General features: G+C 70.5%; 16 protein-coding genes. 9 read left to right on the top strand and 7 right to left on the bottom strand.

Annotation, left to right across the window (positions count from 1 at the left end):
• Positions 1–89: 89 nt before the first annotated feature.
• The 3 genes from AB0J16_RS07190 to AB0J16_RS07180 are packed head-to-tail and all read right to left on the bottom strand — an operon-like array spanning position 90 to position 3,731.
• Positions 90–440 carry a histidine triad nucleotide-binding protein gene (locus tag AB0J16_RS07190; protein WP_225291013.1) on the bottom strand — a complete coding sequence of 117 codons (351 nt, stop codon included), beginning with the start codon at positions 438–440 and terminating at the stop codon, positions 90–92.
• A 4-nt stretch (positions 441–444) separates the two neighbouring features.
• On the bottom strand, positions 445–1,752 hold the full coding sequence (locus AB0J16_RS07185; RefSeq protein ID WP_358535548.1) for an extracellular solute-binding protein: 1,308 nt from the start codon (positions 1,750–1,752) through the stop codon (positions 445–447).
• Positions 1,749–3,731, bottom strand: a complete 1,983-nt coding sequence (locus AB0J16_RS07180; protein ID WP_358535546.1) for a vWA domain-containing protein — start codon at positions 3,729–3,731, stop codon at positions 1,749–1,751. The genes AB0J16_RS07185 and AB0J16_RS07180 overlap by 4 nt, the downstream gene beginning before the upstream one ends.
• 357 nt (positions 3,732–4,088) lie before the next feature.
• Here AB0J16_RS07180 and AB0J16_RS07175 point away from each other — a divergent pair, with 357 nt between their 5' ends.
• A complete protein-coding gene (locus AB0J16_RS07175; protein ID WP_214638568.1) occupies positions 4,089–4,568 on the top strand; it encodes a SigE family RNA polymerase sigma factor in 480 nt (159 codons plus the stop codon).
• Complete coding sequence (locus AB0J16_RS07170; RefSeq protein WP_358535544.1) at positions 4,565–5,224, top strand: hypothetical protein; 660 nt, start codon at positions 4,565–4,567, stop codon at positions 5,222–5,224. Before AB0J16_RS07175 ends, AB0J16_RS07170 begins: the two co-directional genes overlap by 4 nt.
• A 12-nt stretch (positions 5,225–5,236) precedes the next feature.
• Here the strand turns inward: AB0J16_RS07170 and AB0J16_RS07165 are convergent, their stop codons facing one another.
• Positions 5,237–5,971, bottom strand: coding sequence for a 16S rRNA (uracil(1498)-N(3))-methyltransferase (locus AB0J16_RS07165; protein WP_358535542.1), 735 nt, complete (start codon positions 5,969–5,971; stop codon positions 5,237–5,239).
• A gap of 109 nt (positions 5,972–6,080) precedes the next feature.
• On the opposite strand from AB0J16_RS07165, the gene AB0J16_RS07160 reads away from it, so the two are divergent.
• Positions 6,081–6,743 (top strand): ATP-binding protein, encoded by a 663-nt coding sequence (locus AB0J16_RS07160; RefSeq protein ID WP_358535540.1) that lies wholly within the window; start codon positions 6,081–6,083, stop codon positions 6,741–6,743.
• Between the two features lie 35 nt (positions 6,744–6,778).
• Here AB0J16_RS07160 and dnaJ read toward each other — a convergent pair whose 3' ends face one another.
• Together dnaJ and hrcA are read right to left on the bottom strand one after the other, a co-directional pair.
• On the bottom strand, positions 6,779–7,918 hold the full coding sequence (dnaJ, locus tag AB0J16_RS07155) for a molecular chaperone DnaJ (RefSeq protein WP_358535538.1): 1,140 nt from the start codon (positions 7,916–7,918) through the stop codon (positions 6,779–6,781).
• Between the two features lie 11 nt (positions 7,919–7,929).
• Entirely contained in the window at positions 7,930–8,943 is a 1,014-nt protein-coding gene (hrcA, locus tag AB0J16_RS07150) for a heat-inducible transcriptional repressor HrcA (protein WP_357947237.1), read from the bottom strand.
• Positions 8,944–9,087: 144 nt separating this feature from the next.
• On the opposite strand from hrcA, the gene AB0J16_RS07145 reads away from it, so the two are divergent.
• Genes AB0J16_RS07145 through AB0J16_RS07135 form a run of 3 tightly spaced genes read left to right on the top strand, consistent with a single transcriptional unit; the run spans position 9,088 to position 11,530 of the window.
• Complete coding sequence (locus AB0J16_RS07145) at positions 9,088–9,852, top strand: hypothetical protein (RefSeq protein WP_358535536.1); 765 nt, start codon at positions 9,088–9,090, stop codon at positions 9,850–9,852.
• Positions 9,853–9,869: 17 nt separating this feature from the next.
• On the top strand, positions 9,870–10,679 hold the full coding sequence (locus AB0J16_RS07140; RefSeq protein WP_357947231.1) for a DUF3097 domain-containing protein: 810 nt from the start codon (positions 9,870–9,872) through the stop codon (positions 10,677–10,679).
• Entirely contained in the window at positions 10,676–11,530 is an 855-nt protein-coding gene (locus tag AB0J16_RS07135; protein WP_358535534.1) for a DUF4870 domain-containing protein, read from the top strand. Before AB0J16_RS07140 ends, AB0J16_RS07135 begins: the two co-directional genes overlap by 4 nt.
• Positions 11,531–11,580: 50 nt before the next feature.
• Here the strand turns inward: AB0J16_RS07135 and hemW are convergent, their stop codons facing one another.
• Complete coding sequence (hemW, locus tag AB0J16_RS07130) at positions 11,581–12,801, bottom strand: radical SAM family heme chaperone HemW (protein WP_358535532.1); 1,221 nt, start codon at positions 12,799–12,801, stop codon at positions 11,581–11,583.
• Positions 12,802–12,894: 93 nt separating this feature from the next.
• Between hemW and AB0J16_RS07125 the strand changes: the two genes are divergently transcribed.
• The 3 genes from AB0J16_RS07125 to AB0J16_RS07115 all read left to right on the top strand — a co-directional run bounded on the left by AB0J16_RS07125 (position 12,895) and on the right by AB0J16_RS07115 (position 16,520).
• Positions 12,895–14,142, top strand: a complete 1,248-nt coding sequence (locus AB0J16_RS07125) for a glycoside hydrolase family 18 protein (protein ID WP_358535530.1) — start codon at positions 12,895–12,897, stop codon at positions 14,140–14,142.
• A 468-nt stretch (positions 14,143–14,610) separates the two neighbouring features.
• Complete coding sequence (locus tag AB0J16_RS07120; protein WP_358535528.1) at positions 14,611–15,099, top strand: hypothetical protein; 489 nt, start codon at positions 14,611–14,613, stop codon at positions 15,097–15,099.
• A 338-nt stretch (positions 15,100–15,437) separates the two neighbouring features.
• On the top strand, positions 15,438–16,520 hold the full coding sequence (locus AB0J16_RS07115; protein WP_358535526.1) for a sensor histidine kinase: 1,083 nt from the start codon (positions 15,438–15,440) through the stop codon (positions 16,518–16,520).
• The last annotated feature ends 26 nt before the right edge of the window (positions 16,521–16,546 follow it).

The raw sequence follows: 16,546 nt of genomic DNA, 5'->3' as shown, positions 1-16,546 counted from the left end.
CTGATGCCTCCCGGTCTGTTCGGATGTACTTCTCCGCCCATCGTAGCCGGGACCAGGCTGATTGCTCGCGCCAATATCACCGCGGCGGATCAGCCGGGCGGCCACCGCAGATCACGCCCGCCGAGCACGTGGGCGTGCACGTGGAAGACCGTCTGCCCGGCGCCCGGCCCGGTGTTGAAGACCACCCGGTAACCGCGCTCGGCCACGCCCTCCTGCACGGCCACGGCGTGCGCGGTCTTGAGCACGTCGTCGGCCAGGCCGTCGTCGGCCTGGGCCAGGGCGGCCGCGTCGGCGTGGTGCTCCTTGGGGATGACCAGCACGTGCGTGGGCGCCTGCGGGTTGATGTCGCGGAAGGCCAGCGCCCGGTCGTTCTCGAGGACGATCTCGGCCGGGATCTCCTTGGCCACGATCTTGCAGAAGAGGCAGTCGGTCACAGGCAGCACCCTACCCACAGGGCTCGCCCTCCTCGGTCCTGCCAAGCTTGGCCGCCTCCAGTTCGTCGGCGATGATCCCGATGTCGCGAAGAGTGGGCTCCTCCGCGGCGAAGAGGTACTTCGTCACGCAGGCCCTGAACACCTCGCTGAACCGGGTGTAGTGCTCCAGCTTGGGCCGCGTGGCCGTCGGCAGCGACTCCTTGATCGCGGTGGCCAGTCGCTGGAGGTCGTCGCGTGTCGGCGGGGTGCCCGTCTCGCGCGCGTCGGCCTCGGGGCAGGCGGCCACGTCCTCGTAGGCGGCCTCGACGACCGGGGCGTAGCCGCCGCAGGCGAACAGCTGCCGCTGGTTGTCCGGCTGGAGGAGGTATTTCACGAACTTGAGGACTCTGTCGTACTTGGTGGATCTGGCGGTGATGGCGAGGTTCGAGCCGCCGAGCGTCGCGGGGCCGGGCAGCTTCGACAGCTTGAACGGCGTTCTGCCGTCGGTGATCAGCTGCAGATCCGCGTACGGCCAGTGCCGAAGGTATCCCGCACCCCCGTCGGCGAAGGCGGCCAGGCTCTCGGCCTCCTTGTCCTTCCAGGAGTCCCCCAGCGTCTGGTCGCTCTGCCACTGCCGCATCCACCGCAGCGCGGCGAGCGCCCGCCGGTCGTTGGGCGCCTGGTCGAGGACGATCTCGCCGTCGTCGTCCACCACGGTGGCGCCATAGGCGCGGAGCAGTTCGAGCAGCCCCACGGTCCGGCCCTCGAAGTCGGCGAGCTGCGCCAGGTAGCCGCCGCGGCGATAGGTGGCGCCGGCCTGGCGGGCGGCGGGCCAGAGCTGGTCCCAGCTCGTCGGCTCCGGCAGGTCGGCCCTGCGGTACAGCAGCCCCACGTCCACCGCGAACGGCAGCGCGTACTGCTTGCCGTCCCACTGACCGCTCTCGCGCGCCTGGCGTACCAGCCCCGAGGGGACGTCCTCGGGCCGGATCTCGCTGAGCAGGCCGGCCGCGGCGAACTCGGCCGTCGAGGCCATGTCGATGATCAGCAGGTCGTACGCCTGGCACGGGTCGGCCTGGGCGGCGGCCAGCATCTCGTCGCGCTTGAGGTCGGCCACCCTGGAGATCTCGATCATCTGGACGAGCGGGCCCTTCCAGCGGCGGATCAGCTCCCTGCGCGCGCCGCCGACGCTCACGTCATCGCCGGTGGCGACCCTGATCACGTCGTCGTCCACGCACTGCTCCGCGGGCGCCGGACGCTCCTTGACGCCGACCACGCCGAGCGTGAGCAGCACCCCGGCCGCCGCGCCCACGGCCGCGGCCCGCCATCGCCGCGCGGTCACGGGCTCTCCCGCCACAACTCCGTCAGCTCCTTGTCGACCTCGTCGACCTGGTCCTGGTACGGCGTCGCGGCCTCGGCCCGGCTGATGGGCGCGCACTTGACGACCTCGCCGGCGGCCTTGACCAACCGCGCGATGTGATCGGCGTCGCACCGCTGCTCCCCGGTGAGCAGCAGCCGTACCCTGAGCCCCTTCACCTTCCGCAGGGCGGCCACCGTACGGCCGAGGTCGCCCGCCTGGTGACCGCCGTCGGTCAGCATGACCACGACCGGGTTGGGGGTGTCCGCGAGCAGGGGCGCCGCCCGCGCCAGCACGTCCCCGAGCGGGGCGTCGCGCCCGTGTACGGCCAGCGTCCCCAGCCGTCCGGCCACCTGAGCCGAGCCCGTCACCAGGGTCTCGCCGATCTCGCCGGAGTCGGAGAAGGTGGCCAGCCGGACTGTGTCGCGGCCCTCGCGCAGCCGCCTGAGCAAGGTGCTGGCCCCTGAGCTGGCCCGCTGCAGCGCGGTGCCGCCGGTGATCGGATTGCCCATCGAGCCCGACGCGTCTACCAGCAGCAGGAACGACGTCTCCGGATGCGCCTTGCCGAGGCGGTCGATCAGCCGGGCCGGTTCGACGGTGGCCGGTTCGGCGCTGTCGGCCTGTCCTGAGTCGAGCTCTTTGCCGAGCGGCATGGGTTCCTTGCGGTCGGACACGCCCGCCGAGTCGCGGTAGCCGTAGGGGGCGAGCTTGTCCTGGGCGAGCCAGTCGTGGAAGTCGATCACCGCCCGTTCGCGCGCGTCGTTCCACTGATCGGCCCACTTCAGCCGGACGTAGCGGTAGCTGAGGGTGGGCAGTCCGTCGAGCCGGTGCCAGGACAGGCCGGCCGTCTGCCGCCCCGGAGCGCAGGCGCCCAGGTCCTGGTGGTTGTTGACCGCGTAGACGAGGTGCTCCGGCACGATCATGGCGAGCGATTCCTTGACGGTGTCGAAGCGGTCGCGGGCGTAGCAGAGGAGGCTGGCGGCGTCGGAGAGCGGGAGGTTCGGCGGGGTGTAGGCCATCTCGTCGGAGATGTCCTTGGAGGTGTCGGCGCCGTAGAGCCCGGCGCTGGCGATGAGCCCGATCTCCGACAGGTCGGCTCGTGGCCTGGCCAGGGGTGCCCCGACGCTCTCCAGCCAGGCCCGCATCCCGGGCAGGTCCGTTGGCGGGGACTGCGTGCCCAGCCGCGCCTCCAGCGCGGGCGTGAACGCCACCAGCAGCGCGGAGGTGGCCACCGGGGTCATCCGGTCGAAGGTGACCTGGCCCAGGTTGGCGAACGCCTGGCGGAGATATTCCTCGGTGGCCGCGCTGGAGGGGATCCAGATGTCGGGGTGGACCGCGATCAGCGCGCGGTAGGTGCTGCTGTTCCAGGAGGCGGGGTCGTTCCACTCCTTGTTGGCGGCCTGGGACATGGTGGCGAGCGGCGGCTGGGGGGTCACGGAGAACCGCACGCGCGGGCAGCCGCGCAGGTCGGCGCTCTCGTCGGCGTAACGGCGGCCGGCCGCCTGGAGGGCGGCCACGTTCTCGGCGGAGGTGAGCACCCGCAGCTCCAGCGGCTGGTCACAGGGGGTGGAGAGCGCCCAGCCCAGTCCGATCCGTACGAGCGGCCCGCCCTGCAGGACGAGCACCACCGCGAGCACCCCGGCGACGAACCCGAGTGCCCCGGCCGTCAGCGGCCCGGTGCGCCGGCTCACCCACTCCACGGCGGCCCTGACCAGCAGGGCGACGAACACGATCAGCCGCCACACCCCGCCGAAGAACGCCCGCAGCAGGGTGCCGAGCCACGCGACGGCCGTCCCGACGGGGCCGAGCCGGGCGCCGAGCAGGACCACCACCACGAGCACGGTCAGGACCAGGATCACCAGGGAGGCCACGATGAACACCACGCGCCCGGCCGCGCCACCGCCCAGCAGTGGCGCCGCCACCGCCCCCAGGAAGGCCCATAGTGGCGTCACGATGGCAGCCACGTCCTTCAACCGCTCGCTCCGAGCGGCCGGGGCGGCTCTGCGGGGTGACTGGGGGCGCCGCATTCTCCCTCGATCCTAGATCGGCCGGAATCTGCTGTCTCCGTTGCGAATCGGTAATCCGCCGTGCCGTGCGTCCGAAGATCCTCGCGGTTAGGGTTAGTGTGCGAGACTGCCGAAAAACAAGACGATTCAGGGTCGGGCGAAGCCACCTGGCGAGGACACGACTGGCTAATGCCCTCTAAGGAACCGCAAGAGCGTAAACCCTCCGGGAAGGCTGCGCGTCCCAATGATGTGACCACCGAAACCCTCTTGGCCGACAGGTCGCTGGGGGCGGTGCCGGTCGGGTGGGACGCCGACATGGCCGTGACCGCGCTTTACAGTGCGCACTTTCGGTCATTAGTGCGTCTCGCTGTGTTGCTGGTGCGAGACATGGCAACCGCGGAAGAAGTCGTGCAGGACACGTTCGTCGCCATCCATGGCGCATGGCGTAGACTGCGCGATCCCGACAAAGCACTTGCCTACCTGCGGCAATCCGTCGTCAACCGGTCCCGTTCCGTGCTGCGTCACCGCGCGGTCGTCGAGAAGTACGCGCCCAAGGGCCTGCCCGATGCTCCGAGCGCCGAGAACGGCGCGATCGGCGAGCTCGAACGCACCGCCGTCATCGAAGCGCTAAGGTCCCTGCCAACACGTCAGAGAGAGGCACTCGTCCTTCGCTACTACGGTGATCTGTCCGAGGCTGAGATCGCCCACGCCATGGGCATCAGCAAGGGTGCGGTCAAGAGCCACACAGCTCGTGGCATGGCCGCCTTGCGATCCGTCCTGGAGAAAATGTCATGACCCAGTCCCCCGACGAGTACGGCGACGTCCTGCGCCGTGTGCTCCGAGCGGAGGCGGACACGGTCGTGCCCTCGCCGGAAGGACTGGAGATCATCCGCGCCCGCATCGAGCGGCGCGGGGTGCGCAACCTGTTCTGGTGGCGAGCGGGCGCCGCCGCCGCCAGCGCGCTGCTGGTGGCGGGCACGATCGTGATGGTCGTCCCGGAGTTGCGCCACAAGGTCATGCAGCAGGACACCATCGAGCCGGTCAAGGACACCAGGTCCAAGCCGCCGTCCAACTCCTCGACCAGCCGGCCGGCCTCGCCGAAGCCGAGCCCGCCGGCGGACGATCCGCCCGCCGTGGTGCCCGCCCCGATCACCTCCGCGCCGTTGCCCGCCTCGGAGACCGCCAAGTCCACCAGCAAGCCGACGCCCAAGGCGACACCGACTCCCACGTGCCCCACTCCCACGACGCCCACCGAGGAGCAGCCGCCGGAGGACTGCCCCACGGACGAGGCGACGCCCACACCGACGCCTACGCCGACCCCCACGCCGTCGGACACGAGCATGCCCGGCGGGCCCTGCCCGCTCGAGGAGTGCCCACCGACCGACATCGACACGACGCCCGGCACCTTCGCCAGCCCGCTCGGCGGCACCCCTCTCGCGACCACACCGTGAGCGGCTGAGAGCTCACCAGCGTCCGGTACGCGCCAGGAGTACGGCCGCCGCCGCCACCCCCGCCGTCGAGGTACGCAGCACCGTCGGGCCGAGCAGCACCGGCACCGCCTTCGCCGCCTTGAACCCGGCCAGTTCCGCGTCCGAGACGCCCCCTTCGGGCCCCACCACGACGACGATGTCGCCCCCGGCGGGCAGCGTCACGCCCGACAGCGGCTCGGCGGCCTCCTCGTGCAGCACCAGACCGAGCGCCGCGCCGCCGAGCAGCGCCTCGACCCCGGCCGTGGCCACCGGCGCGGCCACCTCCGGCAGATGGAACCTGCGCGCCTGCTTGCCCGCCTCCCGGGCCGTCGAACGCCACTTGGCCAGCGACTTGGCCGCCCTGTCGCCCTTCCACTGGGTGACGCTGCGAGCCGCCGCCCAGGGCACGATCACGTCGACGCCCGCCTCGGTCATCATCTCGACGGCCAGCTCGCCCCTGTCGCCCTTGGGCAGCCCCTGGACGACGACCAGCCTGGGCTCGGGCGGCGGCACCTCGTAGCGGCCCAGCACGTCGAGTCTGAGCGCGTCCTTCAACGCCTCGCGTACGACGCACTCGGCGACCGTGCCGGCGCCGTCCGTCAGGTCGATCCGCTCTCCGGCGCGCAGGCGCCGGACCGAGGCCGCGTGGCGCCCTTCAGGACCGTCGAGGACCAGCTCCGGCCCGGTGCGGTCAGCGAGGCCGTCGGCCAGGAATACCGGCACGGTCACCGGCGATCACCCCAAAGATTTTCACGTTCAGTAGCCATAGGATCACGAAACGATTAAGGTTGGCCGCGATCGCACCTTCCTGAGGTCACTCTACGAGGGGTCCAGAGCGATGACCGTTCCGTCCAGGAACACCCGCCGCGCGCGGCGCTGGCCGTGCGCACTGAAGACCCGGCTGACCGTCCTGCTCACCGTCCCTGCCACGATCGCCCGCGCGGCGCCGCGCCGGCTCGCCGGGAAGGCCCCGGACACGACGGGGCCCGCGGCCGAGGAGCCCCACCGGCCCGCCACCGGCCGCCCGCGCCGCCCGCCCGATCCCGTGGCCGTACGCGACGTGCTCCGCTCGGCCCTGAGCGCGGCCGGGTCGGGCCGCGCGGTGCTGGGGGAAGTGGACGACGCCCTGCTCAGGGGCACCGCCGTCGCCGAGATCGCGCATCTGGTGACCGAGTTGGTCGACAACGCGCTGACCTGCTCTGCGCCCGACACCGAGGTGGAGATCCGGGCCAGCACCCGCGAGGGCGAGTGCCACATCGCGATCGTCGACCAGGGCGTGGGGATGACCGAGGGAGAGCGCGCCGCCGCGAACGCCCGGCTGCGTGGCGAACGGCGCTTCTTCGCCGCCCCCACCCGCTACCTCGGCCACTACGTGGTGGGCAGGCTGGCCGAGCGGCTCGGCGTGCGCGTGTGGCTGGACGAGTCGCCGCCACACGGCATCACCGCCCGGGTGGCCCTCCCGGGCGAGCTCCTGGTGCCCTCACTGGTCACCGGCCGCTGAACGCGTCCGTTCAGCGGCTGTTGAACGCGTCCCGTTCAGCGGCCGTTGAACGCGTCCCGCAGCCGCGAGAAGAACCCCTGCTGCCCGGGGGCGAACTTCCCGGGCGGCCGCTCCTCGCCACGCTGCTTGGCCAGCTCGCGCAGCAGCCCCTCCTGCGCCTCGTCGAGCCGCAGCGGAGTCTCCACGTTGACGTGGATGAGCAGGTCGCCGCGGCCCGTCTCGTTGAGCCGCTGCACGCCCCTGCCGTACATCGTGATGACCTGGCCCGACTGCGTGCCCGGCCGCACGTCGACCTCCTCGGAGCCGTCGAGCGTCTCCACGGCGAGGTTGGTGCCGAGCGCGGCGGCCGTCATCGGGATCTGGACCGTGCAGTGCAGGTCGTCGCCGCGCCGCTCGAAGATCTCGTGCGGGCGCTCGACGATCTCCAGGAAGAGGTCTCCGGGCGGGCCGCCGCCGGGGCCGATCTCGCCCTCACCGGCGAGCTGGATGTGCGTGCCGTCCTCGACGCCCGCGGGGATGCGGACCTTGATCGTACGGCGGGTGCGCACGCGGCCGTCACCCGAGCACTCCTGGCACGGGTGGCGGATGATCGTCCCGAAGCCGCCACACTGGGGGCACGGCCTGGAGGTCATGACCTGACCCAGGAACGACCGGGTGACCTGGGAGATCTCGCCGCGTCCGTTGCACATGTCACAGGTGTCGGGGTGGGTGCCGGACGCGGCGCCCGCCCCCTGGCAGACCTCGCAGAGCACGGCCGTGTCGACGACCAGCTCGCGGGTGGTGCCGAAGGCGGTCTCGCTCAGGTCGAGCTCGACGCGGATGGTCGCGTTGCGCCCTCTCCTGGCCCGCGAACGGGGCCCGCGGGCGCCACCGGCCGTGCCGAAGAAGGCGTCCATGATGTCGCTGAACGGGAAGCCCGCGCCGAAGCCGGCCGCTCCCTGACCCGCGCCGGCGCCGCCGAAGGGGTCGCCGCCCAGGTCGTACATCTGACGCTTGTTGGCGTCGGACAGCACCTCGTAGGCCTGCGTGATCTCCTTGAACCGCTCCTGGGTCGCGGGGTCCGGATTGACGTCGGGATGGAGTTCGCGGGCAAGCCTGCGGTAGGCCTTCTTGATCTCTTCCTGACTGGCGTCACGGCGCACCCCGAGGGTGGCGTAGTAGTCGCTGTTTGCCACTTATCGACCTCTTATGATGCAGCCAGGATTTGGCTGACGTAGCGTGCCACCGCGCGCACGGCGCCCATCGTCACGGGATAGTCCATCCGCGTGGGGCCTAGCACGCCTAGCCGAGCCAGTTCGTTGTCGCCAGAACCGTACCCGGTTGCGACGATCGACGTGCCACGGAGGAACGGGTTCTCCGAGCCGATGCGCACGGTGAGCGTGGACGGGGTGTCTGTGGAAGTCTCGCCGAGCAGCCGCATGAGCACGACCTGCTCCTCCAGTGCTTCGAGCACGTCGCGCAGCCCGGTCGAGAAGTCGGCCCCGGCGAGGTTGGCCGCACCGGCGAACACGATCTTCTCATCGTGGCGCTCGACCAGCGTCTCGAGGAGCACCGACAGGATAGTGGCCACCACGGGACGGTCCTCGACGGGCAGCCGTTCGGGCAGGTCGGCGACCTGATCGGGGACGTTGAGCAGGCCGCAGCCGTCGAGGGAGGCGTTGAGCACCGCGCGCAGGTGCGCGATGCGGGTGTCCTCCACCACTTCGGGCAGCTCGACCACCCGCTGCTCGACGCGGCCCGTGTTGGTGATCAGCACGAGCATGATCCGCCGGTCGTGCAGGGGCACGAGCTCGACGTGCCTGACCGTCGAACGGGTCAGCGTCGGGTATTGCACGACCGCGACCTGCCGGGTGAGCTGCGCCAGCAGCCGCACCGTGCGGGTGACCACGTCGTCGAGGTCGACCGCGCCGGCGAGGAACGTCTCGATCGCCCGGCGCTCCGCCCCGGACAGCGGCTTGACCTGCGAGAGCCGGTCGACGAACAGGCGATAGCCCTTGTCCGTCGGCACGCGGCCCGCGCTGGTGTGCGGCTGGGTGATGTAGCCCTCCTCCTCCAGGGCGGCCATGTCGTTCCTGACCGTCGCTGGGGAGACCTTCAGGTTGTGGCGTTCGGCGAGCGCCCTGGAGCCCACCGGCTCGTTGGTGGACACGTAGTCTTCGACAATGGCGCGGAGCACCGCCAGCTTCCGATCGTCGAGCACGCGCTCACCTCCTACCTCTGCCTTTCAGGAAACGACAGGTCTAGCACTCTGTGTTCCCGAGTGCCAAGTGTACGGCTCCCGCCCACAAGGTGCGATAACACCGGAGCTAGCGAGTGGCCGCCCATAGGGCGCACACTGGCCGATATGACCGATGACTCCCAGCCCCCCTCCTACGGTCCGCCGCCGGGACAGGGTCCGTACCAGGGGCAACCTCCCCAGTTCGGCCCGCCGCCGCCCCAATATGGTCCGCCGCAATACGGCCAGCAGTACCCCCAGCCCGGCCCCTACGGGCAGCAGCAGCCGTACCAGCCCGGACCTTACGGCACGCCGCAGCGTTTCGGCCCTCAGGTTGACCCGAAGTTGATCAGACCGCGATTGCGGTGGATCGCGGTCGCCTGGGGACTGGCCCTGCTCGCCGGTCTGGCCGGGGTGGGAGTGTTCGTCAGCGGCATCCTGAACACGGTGGGCGCGGTGGCCCCGTCCAAGACGTTCACGGCGGGCCAGAGCGTCACCGTGCCGCTGGACCCGGTAGAGAAGCCGGTGGTGTACCTCGCCAGTGAGAGCCAGGTCCACTACATGTGCCGGATCGACGGCGGTCCCGGCCAGGCCAAGCTCGCCAAGACGTCGGGCACCGAGCGGGTCACCGTCAACGGCACGCAGTGGCAGCTCATCCTCGTGGTCAACGCGCCGGCCAAGGGCGACTACCAGTTCACCTGCACGACCCAGGAGCCGACGAACGTGCGCTTCGGAGTCGGCCGCGACTTCGCCGCCGCCGCGGGTGGGCTGGTGGGCGGTGTGGCGGCGCTGGTGGTGATCCCGGGTCTGGGCGTGCTTGCCGCCGTCATCACGACGATCATGGTGGTGACCCGGCGCAGCTCTCATCGCAAGCGCCTTGCGGCGGGCGGGTGATTTGCTACGGTCCCCGTGTGTACGACGGCGATGTTCTAGCGGGAAATTGGCGGCGGCCGGGCAAGGGCAAGATCCCACAGGTGCCCGCCGAACTCGATCTGGTCGTGGAGGACGCCGAGAGCGGCTTCTGCGGCGCCGTGGTGGCCTGCGACAAGGAGGCCGTCACGCTGGAGGACCGCTTCGGCAAGCGCCGCCTGTTCCCGTTCGCGCCCGCCGCGTTCCTGCTGGACGGCAAGGTCGTGACGCTCGTACGGCCGGCCGCCCCGGGGGTGTCGAGCCCCAGGCGGAGCGCGTCCGGCTCGATAGCCGTCGAGGGCCTGCGGGCCAGGGTGGCCAAGGAGAGCCGCATCTACGTGGAAGGCGTGCACGACGCCGCCCTCGTGGAGAAGATCTGGGGCCACGACCTCCGGGTGGAGGGCGTCGTGGTCGAGTACCTGGAGGGCGTGGACGACCTGCCCGCGATCGTCGCCGAGTTCGGCCCGTCGCCGGAGCGTAGGCTGGGCGTGCTGGTAGACCATCTCGTACCGGGCTCCAAGGAGAGCCGGATCGCCGCTCAGGTGACCTCACCCCACGTGCTCGTCGTGGGCCATCCCTACGTGGACATCTGGCAGGCGGTCAAGCCCTCCGTGCTGCGGATCCCGGCCTGGCCGGACGTGCCGCGCGGGGTGCCGTGGAAGGAGGGCGTGATCGCCGCCCTCGGCTGGCGGATGGAGCCGGCCGACGCGTGGCGGCGGATCCTCGGCGCCGTCTCGGCATTCACGGACCTGGAGCCCGAGCTGCTCGGCCGGGTCGAGGAACTGATCGACTTCGTTACGGAGGCACCATGAGCCAGGATCCCCCGCAGCCGCCGCCGGACGATGATGCGACGCGGCGCATCTCGCAGTCGGACATCAACCCCGAAACCCCTCAGCAACCGGAGTACGGCGCCCAGCCCGGATCGGGTCCGACGCCTGGGTATGGCGGCCAGCCTGGATCTGGTCCCGCGCCCGAATATGGCGGCCAGCCCGGATCGGGTCCCGCGCCTGAATATGGCGACCAGCCCGGATACGGAGCTCAGCCCGGCTCCGGTCCCGCGCCTGGGTACGGCGGCCAGCCTGGCCCCGGTCCGACGCCCGGGTACGGTTCCGGGCCTCAGGGCGGTCCTGGGTCGGGGCCGCAACCTGGTTACGGTTACGGGCAGCCTGGATCCGGTGGCTATGGGCAGCCTGGTTCTGGTGCCTACGGACAGCCTGGTTCCGGCGGCTACGGCCAGTCGCCCGGTTACGGTTACGGGCAGCCGCCCACGCCGCAGCCCGGCTACGGCTACGCGGCCCCGCAGCAGCGTCCGCCACACGTCCCCGGCGTCTACGGTCCGCGGCCGGGCAGCGACGACACCACGATGGCCATGCTGGCCCACCTGCTCGGCCTGCTCGTCTCCTGGATTGGCCCACTGATCATCTACCTGATGAAGCGGGACGAGTCACCCTATGTCCGCGACCAGTCGGCCGAGGCGCTGAACTTCCAGATCACGATGTTCATCGGCTACGTCGTCGCGGGCCTGCTGACGGTCGTCCTGATCGGGATCATCCTGTTCCCCATCATCTGGATCGTGTCGCTGATCTTCCACATCCAGGCCGCCGTCGCCGCCAACAAGGGCGAGAACTACCGCTACCCGATCGCCATCCGCATGGTCAGCTGAGCCGATCGCGTACCAGAGTCGGCTGAGCAGATCCCGTACCAGGGCAATGTTCAGCCGAGCAGATCGCGTACCAAGGCATCGGCCAGGAGCCGGCCGCGCAGGGTGAGCACCAGCCGCCCCACCTTGAACGGCTCCGGCTCCAGCAGGCCGTCGCCCAGCGCCACCGCGACGGCCGTACGCGCGCCCGGAGCCACATCGGCGACCGGATAGCCGGAGGCCAGCCGGAGCTCCAGCATCAGCCGCTCGGCGTCGCGGTCGTCGTCGGCGAGCACTTCGCGCGCGTGCGCGGGCGAAGTGCCCGCGGCCAGGCGCTGCGCGTAGGCGGCCGGATGCTTGACGTTCCACCAGCGGGTGCCGCCCACGTGGCTGTGCGCGCCGGGGCCGACCGCCCACCAGTCGCCACCGGTCCAGTAGAGCAGGTTGTGCCGGCACCGCGCGTCGTCGTCCGTGGCCCAGTTGGACACCTCGTACCAGCGCAGGCCCGCCTCCGCCAGCAGCGCGTCGGCGATCTGGTAGCGGTCGGCGGCCACGTCGTCGTCGGGCATCGGCAGCTCGCCGCGCCTGATCCTGGCGGCCAGCCGCGTGCCGTCCTCCACGATCAGCGAGTAGGCGGAGACGTGGTCGGGCTCGGCGGCGATCGCCGCCTCCAGCGACGCCCGCCAGTCGTCGTCGGACTCGCCCGGCGTGCTGTAGATCAGGTCCAGGTTGACGTGCTCGAAACCGGCCTTCTTGGCCTCGTGTACGGCCTGCGCCGCCCGGCCGGGCGTGTGCTGCCGGTCGAGCACCTTGAGCACATGCTCCCTGGCGCTCTGCATGCCGAAGCTGACCCGGTTGAAGCCGCCGTCCAGCAGCCTGCCGAGGTAGGCCGGGTCGACCGACTCGGGATTGGCCTCCGTGGTCACCTCGGCGCCCGCCTTGAGCCCGAACTCCGCGTCGATCGCGCCGAGGATCCGGCCCAGGTCTTCCGCAGGCAGGAGGGTGGGCGTGCCGCCCCCGAAGAACACGGTCTCGACCGGAAGCTCCACGTCACCGAGGACGCGTCGTGCCAGCCGTACCTCCTCGATGGCCGTGTCGGCGTAGTCGCGGTGCGAGGCACCGGGGCCCAGCTCGGCGGCGGTGTAGGTGTTGAAGTCGCAGTAGCCGCAGCGCGTCACACAGAACGGGACGTGCACGTAGAAGCCGAACGGACGCTCGCCGAGACCGCGCAGCGCGCTCTCGGGCAGGTCGCCGGACGGGGGCGCGGGGTCGCCGTCAGGCAAGGTGGATGGCACGACTCCAGTGTGCCCGTTGCCATTGACTGCCTGATCCAGCGGCTCTACGATCCGTGAAACTTATAGGAAAGTTTCCTAATTGGGGATCGCCTGGTGAAGACGAAGATCCTGATCGCGCTCTCGCTCCTCCTCGGTCTCTCAGCGGTCGCGGTGCCCGCCGAGGCCCATACCGGCTTCAAACGCGTCGCCTACTTCATCCAGTGGGGCGTCTACGGCCGCAACTACCACGTCAAGGACGTCGAGGCCAGCGGCGCCGCCGCCAAGCTGACCCACCTCAACTACGCCTTCGGCTTCGTCAACGCCGAGGGGACCTGCTACTCGGCCGATCCCTGGGCGGACTGGCAGCGCCCCGTACCGGCCGAGCAGAGCGTGGACGCCGTCGCCGACGCGCCCGGACAGGCCCTGAACGGCAACCTCAACCAGCTGCGCAAGCTCAAAGCCAAGCACCCGGGACTGAAGGTGCTGATCTCGCTGGGCGGCTGGACCGGGTCCCGCTACTTCTCCGACGCCGTCCTCACCCCCGAGTCCCGGGCGAAGCTGGCGCAGTCGTGCGTCGACCTGTGGCTGCGCGGTGACCTGCCGGGACTGGCGGCGGGCACGGGGGCCGGCGTGTTCGACGGCATCGATCTCGACTGGGAGTGGCCCGGTTCGTCCGGTGCCGATGGGAACGTCATCAGACCCGAGGACAAGCGGAACTTCACCCTCTTCGCGGCGGAGCTGCGGTCGCGGCTGCGGGCGTTCTCCACGTCGACGCAGCTGACGGCCTTCCTCCCGGCCGCCGCCGCCAAGATCGACGCCGGGTACGAGGTGCGGCAGGTGTTCAGGCAGCTCGACTTCGCCACGGTCCAGGGATACGACCTGCGGGGCAACTGGGAGCCCCAGACGGGCCACAACGGCAACCTGCTGACGGACCGCCGCGACCCCAACCCGATCCGGTACAGCGTCGACCAGACCGTACGCGACTACCTGTCACGCGGCGCGCCCGCGAGCAAGATCGTGGTCGGCGTCCCCGCGTACGGCCAGGGCTGGACCGGGGTGACCGCCGGCGGCGACGGCCTGTACAAGCCCGCCACCGGCCCCGCACCGGGCAAGTGGGGTCCGGGGACGGAGGACTACAAGGACCTGGCGACCAAGCCCGGCAAGCGGTACCGGGACCTGCGTACGGGGACGTTGTGGCTGTATGACGGGAACGAGTTCTGGTCGTACGACGATCCGGCGGTCATGCTGCAGAAGGCGGCCTACATCCGGCTCAAGGGGCTGGGCGGGTCGATGATGTGGTCAATCGACCAGGACGACTCGCGCGCCTCGCTGACATCGGCCCTGTACTCAGTGCTGCGGTGATCACAACGCTGCTCGTAAGGTGCGGTTGATCGTGGTGTGCGGGCGTGCTTCCCGCCGCGCCGCACACCGCCTTCGCATCTGACCCGCAGTCCGCACCCTCGCCTCGCGCCGCAGCTGCCGTCCGTGCTCGCGTCGCGCCCGGATACCGCCTGCCCGTCAGAGGCCACGGATGCCACGGATGCCGCGAATCGAGCCGAGCTCACGAACGCCGCGCATCCGCCAGGGGTCACGGATGCCACGAGTCGGACGGAGCTTATGGAGCGTCTTTGAGGACCCGTTCCGCGATCCGGTGCCATCGGGGGCGTAGCCCGGCACGGCCGGCAGTCGGCGCATCAGCTCCCGATCCCCGTGATAGGCCGGAAACGACGACCGATCCACCGCCCATTGCTCTCCACCCCAGGGTGGAGATCCAGGACTCAACCCCCAGTCCGATCCGCCGCCACACCGCTCCTCCCTACCGTCAGACCCATGGATCCCCTGCTGAGCGCACTGCTCATCCCCGCCGTCGTCATCTTCGTCGTCTACCGGCAGATGATGACCCGCCCCACCGCCAGAAACGGCATCGTCTACGTCTCGGCCGCCCTGGTCGCGCTGGGCCTGCTCACCGGTGGCCTCATCGACACCACCCAGCTTGCCCTGAGCCTGGCACTCGTGGCCGTGGAGGCCATCGCCGCCGTGGTCTTCGGTGCCGTCCGAGCCGCGACCGTACGCGTCTGGATGGACGAGGCCGGGGTGACCTGGTCGAAAGCCACCCCCTTGACTCTTCTGGCCTGGCTGGCCTCGGTCGCGAGCCGCGTGGGCCTGTACTTCGCCGGCACCGCCCTCGGCCTGGGCGTCTCGACCTCCGGCATCCTGTTCTTCGTCGGCCTTACCATCGGCGCCCAGGCCCTGCTCGTCGCCCGTCGCGGCCGCGCCCTTTCCGGTACGACCGTGCGGGCGGATAATTTCGTGGAGTGATGCCTGACCCGTCAAAGATCGTCCCCTTCGTCCTGCGGTTGGGGGCGATCGTGGTGTTCGTATGGGCACAGATACGGGCCAAGCCCACGCTTGGTTTGACCGGCACCAGCTTGACGGTCACCACACTGACCTCGGCCATAGTGATCATGCTGCTCGTCGTCCAACTCCCCCTGACCCGCAAGACGTCCACACTCCGACAGGACCACAAGTCCCCGCATCCCTCACCGCCGCCGCGGCCCAATCCGGCTCAGCGGCGAGGGCGCGGTCCTGCTCGGCCTCGACGCGGGCAAGCTCGACCGGCTCTTCCAGTCGCGGCCCGACCACCTCAGGACCAAGTGATGCCCCGACCACCGCTGGACCACGTGGAGTCACGCCCGTCCGAGCCCTTCGGTGTGTCGCGAAAGGGAGCCGCGTTCGGCGTACTGGTCAGAGCGATCACCTCCCGTGCGTCCCGCATCACGATCGCGGCCCGCCAGTCCGTCAGAGCAGTCGCGGCCCGACCTCCCATCGCGGCGATCACGTCCCGGGCGCCGGTCATGGCAATCGCGCTCGGCTTGTCGGTCGTTCTCGCGATCATCCTCGACGCGGTGGTCGACGGCGGTCCGGCGCTCGCCGTACTGCTGTACTGCCTTGGCATAGCGGCGGTCCGGCTGCCGCTGCGCCACTCGGTGCCCATCGGCGTTCTGGCCGTCGGCGGGCTGCTCGTGGAGGGGGCGATCTATGGGCGGCTGGGTCGCGATCTCAGCCTCATCCTCAGTGCCTGCCTGGTGTTCTTGGTGGCGTACTCGGTCAAGGAACGCCGGGCGGCCAGAGCCGCCGAGGCCCGCGAGGCCGTACTCGCCGAAAGGGCACGGATCGCCAGAGAGATTCACGACATCCTCGCCCACTCGCTGTCGGCGCAACTCGTACACCTGGAGGGCGCCAAGCTCCTGCTCCGCGCCGACAAGACCGACGAAGCGCTCGACCGCGTCGTCCGCGCACGCGACCTGGCCAAATCCGGGCTCGAAGAGGCCCGGCGTGCGGTCTCGGCCCTGCGCGAAGATTCGCCCGCCCTTCCGCAGGCGCTTCGGACGCTGGCGGAGGAGTTCCAGGCGACCACCGACCGGGCGTGCACGCTGCACGTCTCAGGCACGGAACACCGCCTGCCCCCGGAGACGGAGCTCGCCCTGCTGCGCACCGCCCAGGAGGCCCTGACGAATGTACGGCGCCACGCTCCCGGCTCTCCGGCCACGATCAGACTGGTGTACGAGCCCGGCTCATGCGACCTCCGCATCACCAACCCCGCCGGAGCCGAGCGAGGCACACCTGGGGGAGGATATGGCCTCGTGGGCATGCGCGAACGAGCCGAACTTCTCGGCGGCACCCTGTCAGCGGGCGAGACGAGCGACGGTTTCCGAGTCCACCTGCGAGTCCCGTCATGACTCCCCTCACGACCAACGACCCCGCA

The organism is Nonomuraea sp. NPDC049750 (genome assembly GCF_040659625.1).
Lineage (GTDB): Bacteria > Actinomycetota > Actinomycetes > Streptosporangiales > Streptosporangiaceae > Nonomuraea.
Note: the sequence above shows the minus strand (reverse complement) of the source record. Positions and strands in the feature narration are given on the sequence as shown.

Coding starts and splice junctions, on each gene's coding strand:
- AB0J16_RS07175 (WP_214638568.1), top strand. CDS start 4,089: ATGGCCGTGACCGCGCTTTACAGTGCGCACTTTCGGTCATTAGTGCGT.
- AB0J16_RS07170 (WP_358535544.1), top strand. CDS start 4,565: ATGACCCAGTCCCCCGACGAGTACGGCGACGTCCTGCGCCGTGTGCTC.
- AB0J16_RS07160 (WP_358535540.1), top strand. CDS start 6,081: ATGACCGTTCCGTCCAGGAACACCCGCCGCGCGCGGCGCTGGCCGTGC.
- AB0J16_RS07145 (WP_358535536.1), top strand. CDS start 9,088: ATGACCGATGACTCCCAGCCCCCCTCCTACGGTCCGCCGCCGGGACAG.
- AB0J16_RS07135 (WP_358535534.1), top strand. CDS start 10,676: ATGAGCCAGGATCCCCCGCAGCCGCCGCCGGACGATGATGCGACGCGG.
- AB0J16_RS07120 (WP_358535528.1), top strand. CDS start 14,611: ATGGATCCCCTGCTGAGCGCACTGCTCATCCCCGCCGTCGTCATCTTC.
- AB0J16_RS07115 (WP_358535526.1), top strand. CDS start 15,438: ATGCCCCGACCACCGCTGGACCACGTGGAGTCACGCCCGTCCGAGCCC.